The organism is Serratia sp. SM04 (assembly GCF_040280225.1).
GTDB classification, from domain to species: domain Bacteria; phylum Pseudomonadota; class Gammaproteobacteria; order Enterobacterales; family Enterobacteriaceae; genus Serratia; species Serratia sarumanii.
Map to the genome: position 1 here is coordinate 395,213 of NZ_JBEOQT010000001.1, position 19,285 is coordinate 414,497.

At 60.7% G+C, this 19,285-nt stretch carries 16 protein-coding genes; 9 read left to right on the forward strand and 7 right to left on the reverse strand.

Annotated elements, in window-relative coordinates; all coding sequences use genetic code 11:
- On the forward strand, window positions 1-378 hold the full coding sequence (locus ABTW55_RS01760) for a YidH family protein (RefSeq protein ID WP_033649606.1): 378 nt from the start codon (window positions 1-3) through the stop codon (window positions 376-378).
- Window positions 378-707 (forward strand): DUF202 domain-containing protein, encoded by a 330-nt coding sequence (locus ABTW55_RS01765; protein ID WP_051917642.1) that lies wholly within the window; start codon window positions 378-380, stop codon window positions 705-707. The genes ABTW55_RS01760 and ABTW55_RS01765 overlap by 1 nt, the downstream gene beginning before the upstream one ends.
- A 9-nt stretch (window positions 708-716) precedes the next feature.
- On the opposite strand, the gene folK is transcribed toward ABTW55_RS01765, so the two are convergent.
- From folK to thpR, 6 genes are all read right to left on the reverse strand, one after another.
- Complete coding sequence (gene folK / locus ABTW55_RS01770) at window positions 717-1,211, reverse strand: 2-amino-4-hydroxy-6-hydroxymethyldihydropteridine diphosphokinase (RefSeq protein ID WP_033654683.1); 495 nt, start codon at window positions 1,209-1,211, stop codon at window positions 717-719.
- Window positions 1,211-2,758: a polynucleotide adenylyltransferase PcnB gene (pcnB, locus tag ABTW55_RS01775; protein WP_072008431.1), complete on the reverse strand. Its 1,548-nt coding sequence runs from the start codon at window positions 2,756-2,758 to the stop codon at window positions 1,211-1,213. Before pcnB ends, folK begins: the two co-directional genes overlap by 1 nt.
- Before the next feature lie 61 nt (window positions 2,759-2,819).
- Window positions 2,820-3,731 (reverse strand): tRNA glutamyl-Q(34) synthetase GluQRS, encoded by a 912-nt coding sequence (gene gluQRS / locus ABTW55_RS01780; protein ID WP_033654685.1) that lies wholly within the window; start codon window positions 3,729-3,731, stop codon window positions 2,820-2,822.
- Window positions 3,732-3,803: 72 nt separating this feature from the next.
- Window positions 3,804-4,259, reverse strand: coding sequence for an RNA polymerase-binding protein DksA (gene dksA, locus ABTW55_RS01785; RefSeq protein ID WP_004937569.1), 456 nt, complete (start codon window positions 4,257-4,259; stop codon window positions 3,804-3,806).
- A 183-nt stretch (window positions 4,260-4,442) separates the two neighbouring features.
- Complete coding sequence (gene sfsA / locus ABTW55_RS01790; RefSeq protein ID WP_004937572.1) at window positions 4,443-5,150, reverse strand: DNA/RNA nuclease SfsA; 708 nt, start codon at window positions 5,148-5,150, stop codon at window positions 4,443-4,445.
- Window positions 5,147-5,689 (reverse strand): RNA 2',3'-cyclic phosphodiesterase, encoded by a 543-nt coding sequence (thpR, locus tag ABTW55_RS01795; RefSeq protein WP_060423031.1) that lies wholly within the window; start codon window positions 5,687-5,689, stop codon window positions 5,147-5,149. Before thpR ends, sfsA begins: the two co-directional genes overlap by 4 nt.
- Window positions 5,690-5,878: 189 nt before the next feature.
- Here thpR and hrpB point away from each other — a divergent pair, with 189 nt between their 5' ends.
- The 7 genes from hrpB to ABTW55_RS01830 all read left to right on the forward strand — a co-directional run bounded on the left by hrpB (window position 5,879) and on the right by ABTW55_RS01830 (window position 17,581).
- On the forward strand, window positions 5,879-8,317 hold the full coding sequence (hrpB, locus tag ABTW55_RS01800; RefSeq protein WP_181423083.1) for an ATP-dependent helicase HrpB: 2,439 nt from the start codon (window positions 5,879-5,881) through the stop codon (window positions 8,315-8,317).
- A 118-nt stretch (window positions 8,318-8,435) separates the two neighbouring features.
- Complete coding sequence (gene mrcB / locus ABTW55_RS01805) at window positions 8,436-10,928, forward strand: bifunctional glycosyl transferase/transpeptidase (RefSeq protein ID WP_033635910.1); 2,493 nt, start codon at window positions 8,436-8,438, stop codon at window positions 10,926-10,928.
- Between the two features lie 251 nt (window positions 10,929-11,179).
- Window positions 11,180-13,378: a ferrichrome porin FhuA gene (gene fhuA / locus ABTW55_RS01810; RefSeq protein ID WP_060423036.1), complete on the forward strand. Its 2,199-nt coding sequence runs from the start codon at window positions 11,180-11,182 to the stop codon at window positions 13,376-13,378.
- Between the two features lie 47 nt (window positions 13,379-13,425).
- A complete protein-coding gene (gene fhuC / locus ABTW55_RS01815) occupies window positions 13,426-14,223 on the forward strand; it encodes a Fe3+-hydroxamate ABC transporter ATP-binding protein FhuC (protein WP_033649613.1) in 798 nt (265 codons plus the stop codon).
- The gene (gene fhuD, locus ABTW55_RS01820; protein WP_060423039.1) at window positions 14,223-15,131 is read left to right on the forward strand and encodes a Fe(3+)-hydroxamate ABC transporter substrate-binding protein FhuD; all 909 of its coding nucleotides are present in this window, start codon (window positions 14,223-14,225) and stop codon (window positions 15,129-15,131) included. Before fhuC ends, fhuD begins: the two co-directional genes overlap by 1 nt.
- On the forward strand, window positions 15,128-17,116 hold the full coding sequence (gene fhuB, locus ABTW55_RS01825; protein ID WP_060423042.1) for a Fe(3+)-hydroxamate ABC transporter permease FhuB: 1,989 nt from the start codon (window positions 15,128-15,130) through the stop codon (window positions 17,114-17,116). The genes fhuD and fhuB overlap by 4 nt, the downstream gene beginning before the upstream one ends.
- 312 nt (window positions 17,117-17,428) lie before the next feature.
- Entirely contained in the window at window positions 17,429-17,581 is a 153-nt protein-coding gene (locus ABTW55_RS01830; RefSeq protein ID WP_033649633.1) for a Hok/Gef family protein, read from the forward strand.
- Window positions 17,582-17,705: 124 nt separating this feature from the next.
- Here the strand turns inward: ABTW55_RS01830 and metK are convergent, their stop codons facing one another.
- A complete protein-coding gene (gene metK, locus ABTW55_RS01835) occupies window positions 17,706-18,860 on the reverse strand; it encodes a methionine adenosyltransferase (RefSeq protein ID WP_033654692.1) in 1,155 nt (384 codons plus the stop codon).
- Between the last annotated feature and the right edge of the window lie 425 nt (window positions 18,861-19,285).

The following is a 19,285-nucleotide window of genomic DNA, read 5'->3' on the forward strand; positions in this document are numbered from 1 at the left end:
ATGAACCAGCCATCGCCAAATCGCCCGTTAAAATGGTGGGCCAAGGGTAAAACGCCCGACTACCGCTTTTCTTTAGCCAATGAGCGCACTTTTCTGGCTTGGATCCGCACTGCATTGGCGTTTATGGCGGGAGCGGTCGGCATCAATCAGTTTGCCTCCGAATTTGGCACGGCTGCCATCCGTCAGGGGCTGGCGGTGGCTTTGACGCTCGGGGCTGTAGTGCTGGGGCTGATGGCCTATCGTCGCTGGAAGGCCAATGAGAAAGCCATGCGGCATGACGGCGATATGCCTTATACCCGCCTGCTGTGGCTATTGACTCTTTTCGTGGTCGTCATCGCTCTGGCGCTGGTGGCGGTCATTCTGAGTTTTGGCGTGTGATGCACCCAACGGTGGAAGCGCCGCCGCGCGATCCTGGTTTGCAACCTGAACGTACTCGTCTGGCCTGGGGGCGTACCGCGTTGACGATGGCGGTGGTCGGGCTGCTGTCGCTGCGTGCCGGCATGGTGTCGGGCAGTTTGCTGTTGGCAGCGAGCGGCTTTTTGATGCTGGCGTTTGCGTTGGTGATGTTTGTCTGGTCACGCGGGAGAGAGGCTACGGGGCCGGAAGCGCAGGAACGAAGGCTGCAGTGGGTGAGGCGGATATTCGGCTGTATGATGATGGTGATGCTGCTGGCCGCCGTGGCGCAACTCAAGCTTTATCTGCTCTAGACCCCGCGGTCACTTTTTACTTTGATGCCACAGCGCCATGCCGTTTTCCGGCACGCGCTTGAGGCAGCTGGCGAGCGGCTCGCCATCGGGGAAAATCAGATCGGGAGCGATTTCCGCCAGCGGGTAGAGCATGAATTCGCGCTCTTTCAGGCCGTAATGCGGCACCGTCAGGCGCTCGGTATGGATCACCTTGTCGCCGTACAGCATGATGTCCAGATCGAGCGTGCGCGGCCCCCAGCGTTCATCCTTGCGCACGCGCCCCTGATTACGTTCTATCGCCTGGGTATGGTCGAGCAGCTGTTCGGGCGGCAACAGGGTATCCAGCGCCACCACCGCGTTGAGAAAGTCCGGCTGGTTTTGCGGCCCCAGCGGCTTGGTGCGGTAAAACGAAGAACAGGTGACCAGCCGGGTGCGCGGGAAATGCTCCAGCGCCTCCAGTGCGGCTTTAACCTGTTGCAGCGGCTGCGCCAGGTTGCTGCCCAGCGCGATATAAACGCGGATCATTATGCCCCTTCTTTACGCGGTGTCCGGCGGCGAGGGCGGCGTTGACGCGCGCGGCGCGGCGCCGGATCGTCCCCCAGGGTGCTCAGCATGGCTTTCTGCCGCGCCGGCGTGGCGTCCTGGAACTCGCCCCACCACTCGGCCAGACGCAGCATTTCCTGATTGTCTTCCACTTCCGCACGCAGCGCCAGCAGATCATAGGCGGCGCGGAATTTCGGGTGTTCCATCAGCTTGTGCGCGCGTTTGCCCTGGCGGCGGGACAGGCGCAGCTGCAGCTGCCAGATATCGCGTACCAGCGTGGTAATGCGTTTCGGGATGGCCAGCGAGCGGCACTGCTCGTCGAGTACGTCGTTCATCGCCAGCGCGAAGGCGTCGTAGTAGGCCAGGCCGCTTTCCTGCGCCAGCTTCTGCGCGTGCTCCAGCAGCGGGTACCACAGCATGGCGGCAAACAGGAACGCCGGGTTGACGCGCATGTCGTTCTGCAGGCGGTGATCGGTGTTCTTCAACACCTGCACCAGAATGCGCTCCATCGGCGTATCGTGGTTTGGCGTGAAGTTGCGGGCGATCAGCGGGAACAGCGGTTGGAACAGCTGGTATTCGCACAGCTTCAGGTAGGTCTGGAAACCGTAACCGGCCTGCAGCAGCTTGAGGGATTCTTCGAACAGGCGCGCCGGCGGGATCTCATGCAGCAGCGAGGCCAGGCGCGGGATCGGCTCGGCGGTCTCTTCGCTGATGCGCATATCCAGTTTGGCGGCGAAGCGCACCGCGCGCAGCATGCGCACCGGATCTTCGCGGTAGCGGGTTTCCGGATCGCCGATCAGGCGAATCACGCCCTGTTTCAGATCGTTCAGGCCGCCGACGTAATCGCGCAGGGTGAAATCCGCCACGCCGTAGTACAGGCTGTTGATGGTGAAGTCACGGCGCTGGGCGTCTTCCTCGATCGAACCGAAGATGTTGTCGCGCAGCAGCATGCCGTTTTGCGCCTGCTGAGACGAGTTCTTGTCGGATTCCGGGTTCTGTTCGTGGTGGCCGCGGAAGGTGGCCACTTCGATGATTTCCGGCCCGAACATCACGTGCGCCAAGCGGAAGCGCCGGCCGACCAGGCGGCAGTTGCGGAACAGCTTGCGCACTTGCTCCGGCGTGGCGTTGGTGGTGATGTCGAAGTCTTTCGGCTTTTTGCCGAGCAACAGATCGCGCACGCCGCCGCCGACCAGATAGGCTTCGTAGCCGGACTTGTTCAGGCGGTAAAGCACTTTCAGCGCATTTTCGCTGATGTCTTTGCGGGAAATCGAGTGCTGTTCGCGCGGGATCACGGTCATCGAGTCGTTGCTCTCGGCGATAGGAAAAGGCGGACGCTTGCGCGGCGTTGAGCGGCGGGCAGGGGCGTTGCTGCCGTTATCGGCGGCGCGCGGCTGCGGCGCAGGGCGGCTTGGCGCCGCGGCACGCTCTTCGCGGACTACGTTTTTATCGCCGGCCGCCGCGTCGTCGCGGGGCAGCTTGTCATCGCGGGTCAGTACCTTACGACAGAAGTTGGCTACTCGGGTAAAAATGGTACACCTCGATAGTGACTGATAAAAATGGAGCTAACAAAAAATAGCGGCTAATCATAGCTCACCATGGCTCCTTTGAGAATGCCGGCGTGTTTTCATCCAGAGGGATAGCCTCCTGACGCGGCACGTTTTCCAACCGCCAATGTGCGACCGCCCAGCTCAATAATAATGGCAGGTCAAGATCTTGCCAGCTTTCCGGCAGCGGTTGGCGCAGAAATTTCAGCGCGGCGATCAGCACCGGGCGCGGATCGCCTACGGGCAACGCCGGCGCATGGTTTTGCTTCGACAGCTTGATGCCGTTGGCGCCCAGCGCCAGCGGCAGATGCACATAGGTAGGCACCGGCGCCTGCAGCTGGCGATAGAGGGCAATTTGGCGCACCGTCGGTTCGATCAGGTCGGCGCCGCGCACAATCTCGGTCACGCCCTGAAAATGGTCGTCGATCACTACCGCCAGGTTGTAGGCGAACAGCCCGTCGCGACGGCGAATGATAAAGTCTTCCCCCGCCAGCGCCGGATCGGCGTGCAATTCTCCCTGCAGGCGATCGTGGAACCCGTAAACGGGCGCGGTCTGGCGCAAGCGGATGGCGGCGCCCTGCGGGCCGAGCTGCAAGTCGCGGCAGTGGCCGTCGTACAATCCGCCGATCTGCTGGATGCGGCTGCGGGTGCAGGTGCAGTAATAGCTGAGCCCCTGACGCTGCAACAGATCCAGCGCGGCGCGATAGGCGTCGTGACGTTGGGATTGATAGATGACCTGGCCGTCCCAGTGGAGACCATAATGTTCCAGCGCGGACAGGATGCGAGCGGCGGCGCCGGGGACTTCGCGCGGCGGGTCGATATCTTCGATGCGAACCAGCCACTGCCCGCGTTGGGCGCGAGCCTGAAGGTAGCTTCCCAGAGCGGCAATCAGCGAACCGAAATGCAGATCCCCGGAAGGCGATGGGGCAAAGCGCCCCACATAATGACTTTCTTGCATATCAGAGGGGAGTGGTTCCCTTTTCTCTGTGCGGCGCACGCGGGTGCGCACGCCGCAGCGGTAACAACGGTATTAGCCGGCCATCTGCTTTTCGCGGATCTCAGCCAGCGTCTTGCAGTCGATGCACAGATCGGCGGTCGGACGCGCTTCGAGGCGACGAATGCCGATCTCCACGCCGCAAGATTCGCAGTAGCCGAAATCATCGTCTTCCACTTTCTTCAGCGTTTTCTCGATCTTTTTGATCAGTTTGCGTTCACGGTCACGGTTACGCAGTTCAAGGCTGAACTCTTCTTCCTGGGTAGCACGGTCGGCCGGATCAGGGAAGTTGGCTGCCTCTTCTTGCATATGCGATACAGTACGGTCCACTTCGTCCCTGAGCTGGTTGCGCCACGCTTCAAGAATGCGCTTGAAATGCGACAACTGGGCGTCGTTCATGTACTCTTCGCCCGGCTTCTCTTGGTACGGCTCCACCCCAGCGATGGCGAGAATGCTCAAGGACGAGGTTTTACGGTTTTGCCCTTCTTGCATGTTGCTTCTCCTACATACACACGCACTATCGAATCCCCAATGCGGGGGAAAAACAGGCCGCTATAAATAACAGAAGGAAGGTAGGTTGGCAATTATTCCTGTCGCCCGCTTGACAATCGTGTGAAGGAGGGCGTATTTGGCGATCGTGCTGGCCGGTTGTCTATTTATAGGGACCCGACCGCGCTAATCGATAAAAAACGGCAGCTTATCGCAGAGATAAATACCGTCAGGTGATAACTTTGCCCCGTAGCAAACCACTTCCACTCCCAACTGCCGGACCTGTGCCAACAGCGCCGCATAGCGCTCATCTATATGATGTGCCGGTGCGACCTGCTCAATACCGCTGTGTAACACGGCAAAGAACAACACCGCCCGTTGCCCGCTTTCAACCACGCTGAGCAACTCACGCAGGTGCTTTTGCCCTCTGAGCGTTACCGCATCAGGAAAGTAACCACGTTGTTGTTGCAGTAATGTGACTGACTTAACTTCAATATAGCAGTTAACCCGATTTTCTGCCTGTAATAACAAATCGATACGGCTGTTTTCACCGCCGTATTTCACTTCGCCGCTGATTTTACTGTAACCGGATAATTCATTGATTAAATTGTGTTCAATTGCCTCGCGCACCAGCGCGTTGGCGCGCAGGGTGTTGACGCAGATCCAGTGCCCCTGTTGAGTATGGGTCAGTTCCCAGCTGTGGGCGTATTTGCGCTTGGGGTTGTCCGACGTGGAGTACCAAACGGTGTCGCCGGGCGTGGCGCAGCCGGTCATGGCGCCGGTATTGGCGCAGTGCAGCGTAAAGGTTTCCCCTTCCGGGGTGATCACGTCCGCCAGAAAGCGTTTGTAACGTTTTATCAGCGTGGCGGAACGCAGCGGTGGAGAGAAAATCATGCGGATGCCTGCGTGGCCAGCGGCCACTGTTCGAGGTGTTGGTAACGGGTGCGCCCGTTTTCGAACACCGATTCATACAAGGAAAAGGCGTCGGCGCTGAACGCCCAGCCCGGCGTCGCCGGCGGGATCGCCACCGGCTGGGTGGCGGCGCGCAGCAGCGTGATGTGCGGATGGAACGGCAACGCGCTTTGATGGCAGCCGCTGCGGGCGGCCTGCGAACGCAGCAGTTCGGCCAGCTGCAATAGCCCGCGCGGCGCGCGGCGGGTGCCGAGCCAGACCACGCCGGGGCGCGGCCAATGGCCGAGATCGTCGAGCCGCATGCTGAAGCCGGATTGCACGATGCGGCCGGCCAGTTTGCGCAGCGCCAGCTCTTTCTGCGCGGTGACTTCGCCGAGAAACGCCAACGTCAGGTGCAAATTAGCCGCCGCCACCGGCCGGCCGGCCTCCGGCGCAAACGCCTCGGCGCGCCAGCGGATCACCTGCTGTTGCAGGGCGTCAGGCAAGGACAGGGCGAAAAACAGGCGGCGCGAATTGGACATGGAGACTCGGTAAATAATGACAAATCCGTCAGGAACAGATTTGAATGCGGCTTGCAGCGGCCTCGCGCGAAGCGGGACGCCTGGACGAGCTCCGTACTATAGCTAACGGCGCCGCAGTTTGAAAGGCTACGGGGGCAAAGCTAATGCTACACTGTACGCCGTTTAACGTTAACCACCACGGAGAGTTCAGTGTCTTCATTGCCCGTCAGCGCGGTGCTTGATGAGTTGCTGGCTGCGTTGCAGTCCGCTCCTCAGGTACTGTTGCACGCTCCGACCGGCGCCGGTAAATCCACCTGGTTGCCGCTGCAGATCCTGGCTAAGGCCGGGTTGCCGGGGCGCATTATCATGCTGGAGCCGCGGCGGCTGGCGGCGAAAAACGTCGCTTATCGCCTGGCGCAGCAACTGGGGGAGGAGCCCGGCCAGACCGTGGGCTACCGCATGCGCGCCGAGAGTAAAAGCGGGCCGCAAACCCGGCTGGAAGTGGTGACGGAAGGCATTCTCACCCGCATGTTGCAGCAGGACGCCGAGCTGCAGGGCGTGTCGCTGGTGATCCTCGATGAGTTCCACGAACGCAGCCTGCAGGCCGATCTGGCGCTGGCGCTGCTGCTCGACGTGCAGCAAGGGCTGCGCGACGATCTGAAACTGCTGATCATGTCGGCCACCTTGGACAACGCGCGCCTGTCGCAGCTGCTGCCGGCAGCGCCGGTGGTGGTGTCCGAGGGGCGCAGCTTCCCGGTTGAACGTTTATATCAGCCGTTAGCCAGCCATCAGCGGCTGGAGGATGGTGTAGCGGCGGCGGTGAAGCGCCTGCTGGCCGAACAGCCGGGGTCTTTGCTGCTGTTCCTGCCGGGCGTGGCGGAGATCAATCGGGTGCTGGAGCGATTGACCGGCGAGGTGGCGAGCGATACCGATCTTTGCCCGCTGTATGGCTCGCTGCCTCTGGCGCAGCAGCAAAAAGCGATTCAGCCGGCGGCGGTTGGCCGCCGCAAGGTGGTGCTGGCAACCAACATCGCTGAAACCAGCCTGACGATCGAGGGCATTCGGCTGGTGGTGGACAGCGGCCTGGAACGCGTGGCGCGTTACGACGTGCGCAACGGTTTGACGCGGCTGGCGACGCAGCGCATCAGTCAGGCCTCGATGGTGCAGCGCGCCGGGCGCGCCGGGCGTCTGGAGCCGGGCATTTGCTGGCATTTGTTCGCCAAAGAACAGGCGGAGCGCGCGGCGGAACACGCCGAACCGGACATTTTACAGAGCGATCTCACCGGCTTTTGGCTCGAGTTGCTGCAGTGGGGTTGCCACGACCCGGCGCAGCTGACCTGGCTGGATGCGCCTCCTGCCGCCGCATTGGCGGCGGCCAGGGCGCTGTTGCACCGGCTGGGGGCCACGGATGACGGTGGCAAACTTACCGCACCGGGGCGCCAGATGGCCGCGCTGGGATGCGAGCCGCGGCTGGCGGCGATGCTGACCGCCGGCGCGGCGCTGAGTGCCGACGGCCTGGCGACGGCGGCGTTGCTGGCGGCATTGCTGGAAGAACCGCCGCGCGGCGGGCAGATGGATATCGGCTACTGGCTGAGCCGCCCGCAACCGAACTGGCGGCAGCGTGCCGCGCAGTTGGCCAAACGCCTGCCGCAAAGTGCAGGGCAAGTCGACGTCGATCTGGCGCCGCGGCTGTTGGCGCCGGCGTTTACCGATCGCATCGCCCAGCGGCGAGGCCAGGACGGCCGCTACCTGCTGGCCAACGGCATGGGGGCGGCGATGAATCAGGATGAGGCGCTGTCGCGCGCGCCCTGGCTCATCGTCCCCAGCCTGTTGCAGGGCCACAACAGCCCCGATGCGCGCATCCTGTTGGCGCTGCCGGTGGACATCGACGCGCTGGCGGCGCAGCTGCCGGCGATCGTCACGCAGCGCACGGCGGTGGAGTGGGATGACGAGAAGGGCACGCTGCGCGCCTGGAAGCGCCAGCAGATCGGCCGTCTGACGCTGCGCGCCCAGCCGCTGGCCAAACCGGCGGACGAAGAGCTGCAGCAGGCGCTGCTCGATTGGGTGCGCGCACAGGGGCTGGCGGTGCTCAACTGGGAGGGCGCCGCCGAACAATTGCGGGTGCGCCTGCAGTGCGCGCAAGCCTGGCTGCCGGAGGCGGCATGGCCGGCGATGGATGAAGAGCCGCTGCTGGCGGCGCTGGAGCAGTGGCTGTTGCCGTCGCTGAACGGTGTGCGCGATCTGCGCGGCTTGAAGCAGGTCAACATCGCCGAGGCGCTGTCCCGCCTGCTGGATTGGCAGCAAAAGCAGCGGCTGGATAATGCGCTACCCACTCATTACACTGTGCCGACCGGCAGCCGCCTGCCGATCCGTTATGAGGCCGGCAAACCGCCGGCGCTGGCGGTGCGTTTGCAGGAGGTGTTCGGCGAGCAGCGCAGCCCGATGTTGGCGGAGGGTCGCATCCCGGTGGTGCTTGAGTTACTCTCACCGGCGCACCGGCCGTTGCAAATCACCGGCGATCTGGCGGCCTTCTGGCAAGGCGCCTACCGCGAGGTGCAAAAAGAGATGAAGGGCCGCTACCCGAAACACGTTTGGCCGGACGATCCGGCCACGGCGGTACCGACGCGCCGAACGAAGAAATATCAGTAGGTCGCGATCATTCAAGGTTTGGAATTCAGATGTTTCTTCTGGTCAGCGCTGCGGCGTAGGCACAGATTAAGCGACTAATCATGGCCGGCAGTGTCGGCAAGCTCGGAGAACAACAGCCATGGCTGGGGATGACCGCGAGCCCATCGGGCGCAAAGGAAAACAACCAAAAAATACCGCGTCGCGCAAGCCGCCGCGCCGTCGCCGAGACGACGATTATGACGATTACGAAGAAGACGAGTATGACGATGATGAGTATGAAGAGGAGGAGGAACGCATGCCGCGTAAGGTAAAAGCGACTCCGCCGCGTAAAAAACGCCGCTGGCTCGGCCTGATTATCAAACTGATCCTGGTGATCGCCGTCCTGTTGGCGATCTACGGCGTCTATCTGGATTCCCAGATCCGCAGCCGTATCGACGGCAAAGTCTGGCAGCTGCCGGCGGCAGTGTACGGCCGCATGGTCAACCTGGAACCGGGCATGCCGTACAGCAAGAAGGAAATGGTCAACCTGCTGGAAGGCATGCAGTATCGCCAGGTCAGCCGCATGACGCGTCCGGGCGAGTTTACCGTGCAGGCCAACAGCATCGAGATGCTGCGCCGCCCGTTCGATTTCCCGGATGGTAAAGAAGGGCAGATCCGCGCCCGTCTCGATTTCCAGAACAACCGTCTGGCTAAGATCGAAAACCTGGACAGCGGCCGCAGCTTCGGCTTCTTCCGCCTCGATCCGCGCCTGATCACCATGCTGCAGTCGCCAAACGGTGAACAGCGTCTGTTCGTGCCGCGCGCCGGTTTCCCGGATCTGTTGGTGGATACGCTGATCGCCACGGAAGACCGCCACTTCTATGAGCATGACGGCATCAGCCCGTATTCCATCGGCCGTGCGGTGCTGGCCAACCTGACCGCCGGCCGTGCGGTGCAGGGTGGCAGTACCCTGACGCAGCAGCTGGTGAAGAACCTGTTCCTGACCAACGAACGCTCGCTGTGGCGTAAGGCCAACGAAGCCTATATGGCGCTGCTGGTCGATTACCGTTACAGCAAGGACCGCATTTTGGAGCTGTATCTGAACGAGGTGTACCTCGGCCAGAGCGGCAGCGACCAGATCCGCGGTTTCCCGTTGGCCAGCCTGTACTACTTCGGCCGTCCGGTGGACGAGCTGAGCCTCGATCAGCAGGCGCTGCTGGTCGGCATGGTCAAGGGCGCGTCGCTGTATAACCCGTGGCGTAACCCGAAACTGGCGCTGGAACGCCGCAATCTGGTGCTCAAGCTGCTGCAGAACCAGGGCGTGATCGATGGCGAGCTGTATGACATGCTGAGCGCGCGTCCGCTGGGCGTGCAGCCGAAAGGCGGCGTCATTACGCCACAGCCGGCCTTTATGCAGATGGTGCGTCAGGAGCTGCAGACCAAGCTGGGCGATAAGGTGAATGATCTGTCCGGCGTGAAGATTTTCACCACGCTGGATCCGGTGTCGCAAGACGCGGCGGAAAAAGCGGTCGAAGACGGCATCCCGGCGCTGCGCGCTGCGCGTCACGTGCAGGATCTGGAAGCGGCGATGGTGATCGTCGATCGCTTCAGCGGTGAAGTGCGCGCCATGGTCGGCGGCGCCAATCCGCAGTTCGCCGGTTTCAACCGCGCCATGCAGGCGCGCCGCCTGGTCGGCTCGCTGGCCAAGCCGCCGACGTACCTGACCGCGCTGTCCGAACCGGATAAATACCGCCTCAACACCTGGCTGGCGGATGCGCCGCTGTCGCTGAAACAGCCGAACGGCGCCGTCTGGCAGCCGAACAACTATGATCGCAAATTCCGCGGTCAGGTGATGCTGGTGGATGCGTTGGCCAACTCGCTGAACGTGCCGACGGTGAACCTTGGCCTGTCGGTGGGGCTGGATCAGATCAGCGCCACGCTGCAACGTCTGGGCATCCCGAAAGCGGAGATCAACCCGGTGCCTTCGATGCTGCTGGGCGCGATCGGCCTGACGCCGATGGAAGTCGCGCAGGAGTACCAGACCATCGCCAGCGGCGGTAACCGTGCGCCGCTGTCGGCGGTGCGTTCGGTGATCGCCGAAGACGGCACGGTGCTGTACCAGAGCTTCCCGCAGGCCGAACGCATGGTGCCGGCGCAGGCTGCTTACCTGACGCTGTACGCGATGCAGCAAGGCGTGGCGCGCGGGACGTCCCGCTCGCTGTCGGTGAAGTTCCCGAACTACAACCTGGCGGCGAAAACCGGTACCACCAACGATCTGCGCGACAGCTGGTTCGCCGGCATCGACGGCAAGGAAGTGGCGATCGCCTGGGTGGGGCGCGACAACAACGGCCCGGCCAAGCTGACCGGCGCCAACGGCGCGTTGACCCTGTATCGTCGTTATCTGGAAAACCAGACGCCGCTGCCGCTGATGCTGCAGCCGCCGGAAGGCATTAACCAGATGAGCATCGACTCTGCCGGCAACTTTATCTGCGGCGGCGGCAGCTGGCGCACCATCCCGGTCTGGACTGACAATCCGCAGGGATTGTGCCAGGCCAGCCAGGCGGCGGTGCAGCAACAGCAGCAACCGGCGGCGGGTGAGCAAAAAGATGGCGATGGCGTCGCCGGCTGGATCAAGGATATGTTCGGCCAGTAATCGCTACCGGGGCGTCGGCCCCGGTGAAAATTTTTTCTTTGTTATTAAGCCCGTAACCTTGGTTGCGGGCTTTTTTATTTTTTCGCTCGTTTTATTTCCCTGTTAACCGCATGGCTAAGCGCCTAATCCTTAACCTATTTACCCCATGAATTCGGCTTGCAGTTTAATTTGGCTTCTGCATAAAATGCGACGCTTATAATAATTATTATCGTTTACATTCTTCATTTAATAATTCATCAGAGAAATCAACTATGCCGACCAAGCGTCTTTCGTCATCCGCGGCCAAGCAGGGCCGTACCCCCGTCAGCGCGTTAGCGATCACCGTCGCTGCGGCGTTGGGCACGCTGGCGATGCCAGCTTTTTCCGCCGACGCCAAGCCGGCCACCAAGGAAGACACGATTACCGTTGTGGGCGGCAGCAATACCGCCCAGCAGGAAAGCGCCTGGGGGCCGGTCGGCACCTATGTCGCCAAACGCAGCGCCACCGGCACCAAAACCGATACGCAGTTGGTAAAAACACCGCAATCAGTGTCGGTTGTGACACGTGAGCAGATGGACATTTTACAGCCAACCTCCGTCAAGGAAGCTCTGGGGTACACACCTGGGGTGATGGTCGGTAGCCGCGGTAGTTCCAACGTATATGATGCAGTCTACATTCGCGGTTTTGGTTCAGTTAACCAGAATGAATATCTGGATGGATTGAAGCTGCAGGGGGACTACTTTAACGAAGCCTCTATTGATCCCTATTTCCTGGAGCGTGCAGAAGTTTTACGTGGCCCTTCTTCTGTGTTGTATGGTAAGAGCAGCCCTGGCGGAATCGTTTCTCTAGTGAGTAAGCGTCCAACGAATGAGCCTATTCGTGAAGTGCAGTTTAAAATGGGCACTGACAGTCTGTTCCAAACTGGTTTCGACTTCAGCGATGCGTTAGATGAAGAGGGTAAATATGCGTTCCGTCTGACTGGATTGGCGAAAGATGCTAATGACCAGCAGAACATGGCTAAAGTAAAACGCTATGCTGTTGCTCCATCATTCAGTTGGCAGCCGGATGATCATACTAATTTAACCTTATATTCTTACCTGCAAAACGATCCTAATATGGGCTACTACGGTTGGCTGCCAATGCAAGGAACGGTGCAACCTGCACCTTATGGCAAGCTGCCCGCTAATTTCAATGAGGGTGAGAAGAGCAACTTTTATTCCCGCCAGACGCGAATGTTTGGTTACAGTTTCTATCATGACTTAAATGATACTTGGACTGTGCGTCAAAACTTACGGTATATGCAACTGCATACCAATCAAAATAATGTCTATGGTAATGGAGTTGCAGCCGATAACGTCACTTTAAACCGTAACTATATCGTTTCTAATGAGCGGCTGAACAACTTCAGTGTGGATACTCAAGCTCAGGCTAAGTTCGCTACAGGCCAGGTGGAACATACGTTACTGAGTGGCGTAGATTTCATGCGCATGAGCAATGATATTGAGGGCGGTTGGGGTATTGCAAGTACGCTTAACCTTGCCAACCCACAATTCGGTAATTATACAAAAGGTGCATTGAATCGTACTAGTAAAGTCGATGGGCAACAGCAAATCGGTATTTACATGCAAGAGCAGGCCGAATGGAATAATTGGATTCTGACAGCCGGCACTCGTTACGATTGGGCCAAAAGTACGGTCGAAGATCGTGTTGCAGACAGTTACAGTAAGCAAAAAGATCACCAGTCTACAAATCGTATTGGTCTTAACTATCTATTCGATAATGGCATTTCTCCATATGTCAGCTATGCACAGTCCTTCGAGCCAAACGTGGGGGCTGCATATGGCGGTAAAGCTTTTGTTCCATCCAAAGGGGAGCAATATGAAGCTGGTTTGAAGTTCATGCCTAAAGATAAACCAGTTTCTGCAACCATCGCGATCTATCAACTGACTAAGTCGAACAATCTGGTAACGGACGTTCAACACGCCAATGAAGGCTGGTATCAGCAGCAAACGGGGAAAATTCGTTCACGAGGCCTTGAGTTGGAAGGCAAAGCTGCATTGAATGCCAACGTTAACCTATTGGCTTCATATACTTATACCAATGCAGAGTATACTGAGGACACCACGAATAAAGGTAATACGCCAGCTATCATTCCTAAACATATGGCATCTCTGTGGGGAGATTATACTTTCCATGAGACGGCGTTGAGTGGTCTAACCTTTGGTGCGGGTGTTCGTTATACGGGGTCATCATTCGGTGATGAAGCCAATACTTTTAAAGTGCCGGCTTCTACCGTGTGGAATACCGTACTTAAGTATGACTTGGCTCGTTTTAACTTGCCGGGTTCTTCGATCGCTCTTAACGTGAACAACCTGTTTGATAAGCAATATGTGTCCAGTTGCTTTGCTACATATGGTTGTTTCTGGGGCGCAGAACGCCAGGTGGTCGCCACCGCAACCTTCCGTTTCTAACCGGATAGCCGGGGCGGCACTGCGTCGCCCCGGACAAAGCAGGATCTATGCAGGACAAACTTCTTAATCCCGGCGCGACCTTCGCGCTGGATAACGCCAGCTTCGCCGTCCCCGGCCGGGTGCTGTTGCAACCGCTGTCGCTCAGTTTTCCTCAGGGCAAAGTCTGCGGCCTGATCGGCCATAACGGTTCCGGTAAATCCACCCTGTTGAAACTGCTCGGGCGGCATCATGCGCCCAGCGGTGGTCAGGTCTTGCTCAATCGGCAGCCGTTGGCGCAGTGGGACAGCAAATCCTTCGCCCGCCAGGTGGCCTACCTGCCGCAGCAGTTGCCGGCGGCGGAAGGCATGACGGTGCGCGAGCTGGTGGCCGTCGGCCGCTATCCGTGGCACGGCGCGCTGGGGCGTTTTGGCGCCAACGATCGCCAATTGGTGGAGGAAGCCATCGCGCTGGTGGGGCTGAAGCCGTTCGCCAGCCGCTTGGTGGACAGCCTCTCCGGCGGCGAGCGCCAACGCGCCTGGCTGGCGATGATGGTGGCGCAGGACAGCCGCTGCCTGCTGCTTGACGAACCGACCTCGGCGCTGGACATCGCGCACCAGGTCGAGGTGCTGGCGCTGATCCAGCGCCTGAGCCGCGAACGCGATCTCACGGTGATCGCCGTGCTGCACGACATCAACATGGCGGCACGTTACTGCGACCATCTGGTGGCGCTGCGCGGCGGTGAAATGATCGCCCAGGGCGGCCCGCTGGAACTGATGCAGGGGCCGGTGCTGGAACAAATTTACGGTATTCCTATGGGCACGTTGCCGCACCCGAGCGGCGGCGCGCCGGTGAGTTTTGTCTACTGATGTCCTCTGCATTCACTTCTTCTCACGATCCGCTGCGCCGCCGTTTGTTGATGGCGCTGGCGCTGTCGCCGCTGTTGGGCTCGTTGCCCGGCCGAGCGGCGGATGCGCCGCCGGATATCGCCCGCGTTGCGGCGCTGGAATGGCTGCCGATCGAACTGCTGTTGGCATTGGGCGTGACGCCGCTGGCGGTGGCCGATGTGCATAACTACAACCTGTGGGTGGCGGAGCCGAAGCTGCCGGCGACGGTGGTCGACGTCGGCCAGCGCACCGAACCTAACCTCGAACTGCTGCAGCAGCTTCAGCCTTCGCTGGTGTTACTGTCGCAAGGCTATGGCCCAACGCCGCAAAAAATCCAACCCATCGCGCCAACCATGAGCTTTGGCTTCAACGACGGCAGCGGCAAACCGCTGACCGTCGCCCGCCAGTCGCTGATGGCGCTGGGGCAACGATTGGGCATAGAAAGCCGCGCGGTACAGCACCTGGCGCAGTTTGACCGCTTTATGCAGGACGCGCGTCAGCGCCTGCAAAGCTACACCCGGCAACCGCTGCTGCTGTTTTCGCTGATCGACACGCGCCATGCGTTGATCATCGGCCAGAAAAGCCTGTTCCAGGAGGCGATGGATCAACTGGGCATCCGCAACGCCTGGCAGGAAGAAACCAATTTCTGGGGCACGGCGGTGGTGGGCATTGAACGGTTGGCCACGGTGCGTAACGCGCGGGTCATCTATCTCGATCACGGTAATCAGGCGATGATGGACAAGGTCAGCGCGACGCCGCTGTGGCAATCGTTGCCCTTCGTGCGGCAAAACCAGCTGCGGCAGGTACCGGCGGTGTGGTTCTACGGTGCCACGCTGTCGACGATGCGGTTTTGCCGCCTGTTGGCGCAGGCTCAGGAGAGTGCGTCATGAGTTCGGGCATCCGGAAATTGCCGCTGACGCTGATCCTGCTGTTGCTGGCGGCGGCAGGTGGCCTGACGATATACAACCTGGCGCAGCAGCTGCCGCCGGCGCAATGGGCGCGGGCGCTCAGCGCGCCGGACATCGACGACGTGCGGCAAATGCTGTTTCATTACAGCCAACTGCCGCGGTTGACGGTGTCGCTGTTGGCCGGCGCCGGTCTGGGGTTGGTCGGCGTGCTGTTCCAGCAGGTGTTGCGCAATCCGTTGGCGGAGCCGTCGACGCTCGGCGTGGCCGCCGGCGCGCAGCTCGGCCTGACCATCGCCACGCTGTGGGTGCTGCCGGGAGGTGAGTTTACTCGCCAGTTGGCCGCTATGGTGGGGGCTATCGTGGTGGGCGGGCTGGTGTTCGGCGTTGCCTGGGGCAAGCGGATGTCGCCGGTCACGCTGATTCTGGCCGGGCTGGTGCTGGGGCTGTACTGCGGTGCGGTCAACAGCCTGTTGGCGCTGTTTCATTACGATCAGCTGCAGGGCATGTTCCTGTGGGGCACTGGCGCGTTGAACCAACAGGACTGGAGCGCCGTGCAGTTCCTCCTGCCGCGTTTGCTGGTGGCTGGCCTGTTGGCGGCGCTGTTGCTGCGCCCGCTGACGCTGCTGGGGCTGGACGACGGTGTGGCGCGCAACCTGGGGTTAGGGCTGTCGATGGCGCGCTTCTGTGCTTTGGGGTTGGCCATCATCTTCAGCGCCATGTTGGTGAGCGCGGTGGGCGTTATCGGCTTTATCGGCCTGTTTGCACCGCTGATGGCGAAGATGCTGGGGGCTCGCCGCCTGGCGCACCGCATGATGCTGGCGCCGCTGCTGGGGGCGCTGTTGCTGTGGCTGACCGATCAGGTGATGCTCGGGGTAACGCAGGTGTGGCGCGAGATCCCGACCGGCGCGGCCACCGCGCTGTTCGGCGCGCCGCTGCTGCTGTGGCTGCTGCCGCGTTTGCGCAGCGCCGCCACGCCGCCACCGATGAACCTCGGCGACAAGGTGCCTGCCGAACGCGGGAATCTGCCCGGCTGGATCCTGGTGGGCGGCCTCGTGCTGCTGATCGGCCTGGCGCTGGCGCTGATGCTGGGCAAAAATGCCGGCGGCTGGCACTGGAGCCTGGGCGCGGAACTGGACGCTCTGCTGCCGTGGCGCTGGCCGCGGGTGTTGTCGGCGCTGGCGGCGGGCATGATGCTGGCGGTCGCCGGCACGCTGATCCAGAAGTTGACCGGCAACCCGATGGCCAGCCCGGAAGTGTTGGGCATCAGCTCCGGCGCCGCTTTTGGCGTCGTGATGATGCTGTTTATGGTGCCGGGCGACGCCTTCGTGTGGCTGCTGCCCGCCGGCAGTCTGGGGGCGGCCGCTACGTTGCTGATCATCATGATCGCCGCAGGCCGCGGCGGTTTCTCGACCGAACGCATGCTGCTGGCCGGTATCGCGCTCAGCACCGCCTTTACCACCGTCATCTTCCTGCTGTTGGCCAGCGGCGATCCGCGTATGGGGGGCTTGCTGACCTGGCTCTCCGGTTCGACCTATTCGGTGGAGCCGGCGCAGGCGCTGCGCACTGCGCTGATCGCTGCCGGATTGCTGGTATTGGCACCGCTGTGCCGCCGCTGGCTGACCATCCTGCCGCTCGGCGGCGCCACCGCCCGTTCGGTGGGCATTGCGCTGACGCCGACGCGGTTGAGCATTCTGTTGCTGGCTGCCACCCTGACCGCCATGGCGACCCTGACCGTAGGGCCGCTGAGCTTTGTCGGGCTGATGGCGCCGCATATGGCGCGCATGCTGGGCTTCCGCCGCGCGCTGCCGCAAATGGTGATCGCCGCGCTGCTGGGCGGCTTGCTGATGGTGTTTGCCGACTGGTGCGGACGGATGCTGCTGTTCCCGTATCAGATCCCCGCCGGGTTATTGGCGACCTTTATCGGTGCACCGTACTTCGTGTATCTGTTGCGTAAGCAGACCTCGTAAGCGGCGTCTCGGCTGCGTTTTCTCTGTCATCAAAGGCTCCGCGTTGCTGGGCCTTTTTTTATTTTTCATGATGTTGCAAGGCGCTGCGAACGGGTGCGCAAAAACGATATTGCGTGCGAAAAGGAACGCGAGGCGTGTCGGTGAGATGAATATACTGCGGGCGGGTGCTCTGGATCTTTGTCTCTGGAGCTTCTGCGAAAGGTACAAAGAGAAAAGCCCCGAGTCGATATCCATCAACCCGAGGCCTACTCTAACGCGTCACAACGTTAAGTTAGCCTCTTACCCGCCGCGAGGCAAGGAGAAGAAGGCATGATGCCGAACAAACGCAGCCCGTTAAAACTGGTGATTATTTGTGCCACGGTAATATCACTGGCATGGATAACCCGCAGCACGCTGTGTGAGCTGCGGATCCGAGCGGGCACTACGGAGGTTGCGGCCATTTTGGCTTACGAATCCGAACGGTAAGGCAACCCGGCGGCGGGGGCGGTGCCTCCGCCGGCTGGCAGTCGATGCGTTGATCCAAGAGCACCCATCCGCTCAAAAAAAAACGGCGAGCCAGGGCTCGCCGTTTTCATGTTGATGTCGGGGCTTATTTCAGGCCGGCGGCATCGCGCAGCAGCGCGGCTTTGTCGGTCGCTTCCCACGGGAAGTGCTCGCGGCCGAAGTGGCCGTAGGCAGCGGTTTCGCGGTAGATCGGCTGCAGCAGATCCATCATCTGGATCAGGCCATATGGGCGCAGATCGAAGAATTCGCGCACCAGCAGCGTCAGCTGTTCGGTTGGCACTTTCTCGGTACCGAAGGTTTCCACCATGATGGAGGTCGGTTCCGCTACGCCGATAGCGTAAGACACCTGGATTTCGCAACGATCGGCCAGGCCGGCGGCAACGATGTTTTTCGCCACGTAGCGTGCCGCGTAGGCCGCGGAACGGTCAACCTTGGACGGATCCTTACCGGAGAAGGCGCCGCCGCCGTGGCGCGCCATGCCGCCGTAGGTGTCGACGATGATCTTACGGCCGGTCAGGCCGCAGTCGCCCATCGGGCCGCCGATAACGAAACGGCCGGTCGGGTTGATGTGGTATTTGGTGCCCGCCGTCAGCCATTCCGCCGGCAGGACCGGTTTGATGATCTCTTCCATCACCGCTTCTTGCAGATCTTTCAGCGCGATGTCTTCGGAATGCTGGGTGGACAGCACCACGGCGTCGATGCCGACGATTTTGCCGTCGTCGTACTGGAAGGTCACCTGGCTCTTCGCGTCCGGACGCAGCCACGGCAGGGTGCCGTTTTTACGCACTTCGGACTGGCGCTGCACCAGACGGTGCGCGTAGGTCACCGGGGCCGGCATCAGCACGTCGGTTTCGTTGGTGGCGTAGCCAAACATCAAGCCCTGATCGCCGGCGCCCTGCTCGAGAGGATCGGTACGGTCAACGCCCTGATTGATATCCGGGGATTGTTTGCCGATGGCGCTCAATACTGCGCAGGAGTTGGCGTCAAAGCCCATGTCCGAATGAACGTAGCCGATCTCGCGCACGGTCTTGCGGGTGATCTCTTCGATATCGACCCAGGCGCTGGTGGTGATTTCACCGCCGACCAGCACCATGCCGGTTTTCACGTAGGTTTCGCAGGCGACGCGCGCCTTCGGATCTTGTTCCAGGATGGCGTCGAGGACGGCATCGGAGATCTGATCGGCGATTTTATCGGGATGTCCTTCGGAGACGGATTCGGACGTGAAGAGGTGTTTAGCCATTGTGTTCTTTACCTTGCATAAGACGGGTTAGAAATTACTGCACAGCGCTGGAGATCCGGCATCAAAGCGAAGGGTCTTCCGCTGATGGCGCGAGATGCATCCTGCAACGCCCCTCAGGCAAAGCCGTTAAGCAGTTTATCAGTTAACCAGTATAGATGGATTAACATCTGGACGTCTATTTTAGGTCAGGGTTTAGCCAGATTGCCAGTAATTTTTTGCGCTTTCGCTCTTTTGCGCAAACGGGTTGGCGCCATTTTCATCGCTTGAAACAGTTTTCGGCGAATTTTCATTTTGCTTTTTCACCTGCTTACCGGTATAAACTGCGCGCGCGGTTCATTTGCTGCACAGTACGGCGGTCTTGAGTGGGGGAAGGCGCGATAAACTTCCGCTTTGCATTCGCCGCCGTTGCGCTATTATCCGTCGCA

What these genes read in the sequence shown, in the direction of transcription:
- dksA (WP_004937569.1), bottom strand. Translation starts at nt 4,259, where the DNA reads ATGCAAGAAGGGCAAAACCGTAAAACCTCGTCCTTGAGCATTCTCGCC.
- mrcB (WP_033635910.1), top strand. Translation starts at nt 8,436, where the DNA reads ATGGCTGGGGATGACCGCGAGCCCATCGGGCGCAAAGGAAAACAACCA.
- ABTW55_RS01765 (WP_051917642.1), top strand. Translation starts at nt 378, where the DNA reads ATGCACCCAACGGTGGAAGCGCCGCCGCGCGATCCTGGTTTGCAACCT.
- gluQRS (WP_033654685.1), bottom strand. Translation starts at nt 3,731, where the DNA reads ATGCAAGAAAGTCATTATGTGGGGCGCTTTGCCCCATCGCCTTCCGGG.
- fhuA (WP_060423036.1), top strand. Translation starts at nt 11,180, where the DNA reads ATGCCGACCAAGCGTCTTTCGTCATCCGCGGCCAAGCAGGGCCGTACC.
- sfsA (WP_004937572.1), bottom strand. Translation starts at nt 5,150, where the DNA reads ATGATTTTCTCTCCACCGCTGCGTTCCGCCACGCTGATAAAACGTTAC.
- thpR (WP_060423031.1), bottom strand. Translation starts at nt 5,689, where the DNA reads ATGTCCAATTCGCGCCGCCTGTTTTTCGCCCTGTCCTTGCCTGACGCC.
- fhuB (WP_060423042.1), top strand. Translation starts at nt 15,128, where the DNA reads ATGAGTTCGGGCATCCGGAAATTGCCGCTGACGCTGATCCTGCTGTTG.
- metK (WP_033654692.1), bottom strand. Translation starts at nt 18,860, where the DNA reads ATGGCTAAACACCTCTTCACGTCCGAATCCGTCTCCGAAGGACATCCC.
- ABTW55_RS01760 (WP_033649606.1), top strand. Translation starts at nt 1, where the DNA reads ATGAACCAGCCATCGCCAAATCGCCCGTTAAAATGGTGGGCCAAGGGT.
- fhuD (WP_060423039.1), top strand. Translation starts at nt 14,223, where the DNA reads ATGTCCTCTGCATTCACTTCTTCTCACGATCCGCTGCGCCGCCGTTTG.
- fhuC (WP_033649613.1), top strand. Translation starts at nt 13,426, where the DNA reads ATGCAGGACAAACTTCTTAATCCCGGCGCGACCTTCGCGCTGGATAAC.
- folK (WP_033654683.1), bottom strand. Translation starts at nt 1,211, where the DNA reads ATGATCCGCGTTTATATCGCGCTGGGCAGCAACCTGGCGCAGCCGCTG.
- ABTW55_RS01830 (WP_033649633.1), top strand. Translation starts at nt 17,429, where the DNA reads ATGCCGAACAAACGCAGCCCGTTAAAACTGGTGATTATTTGTGCCACG.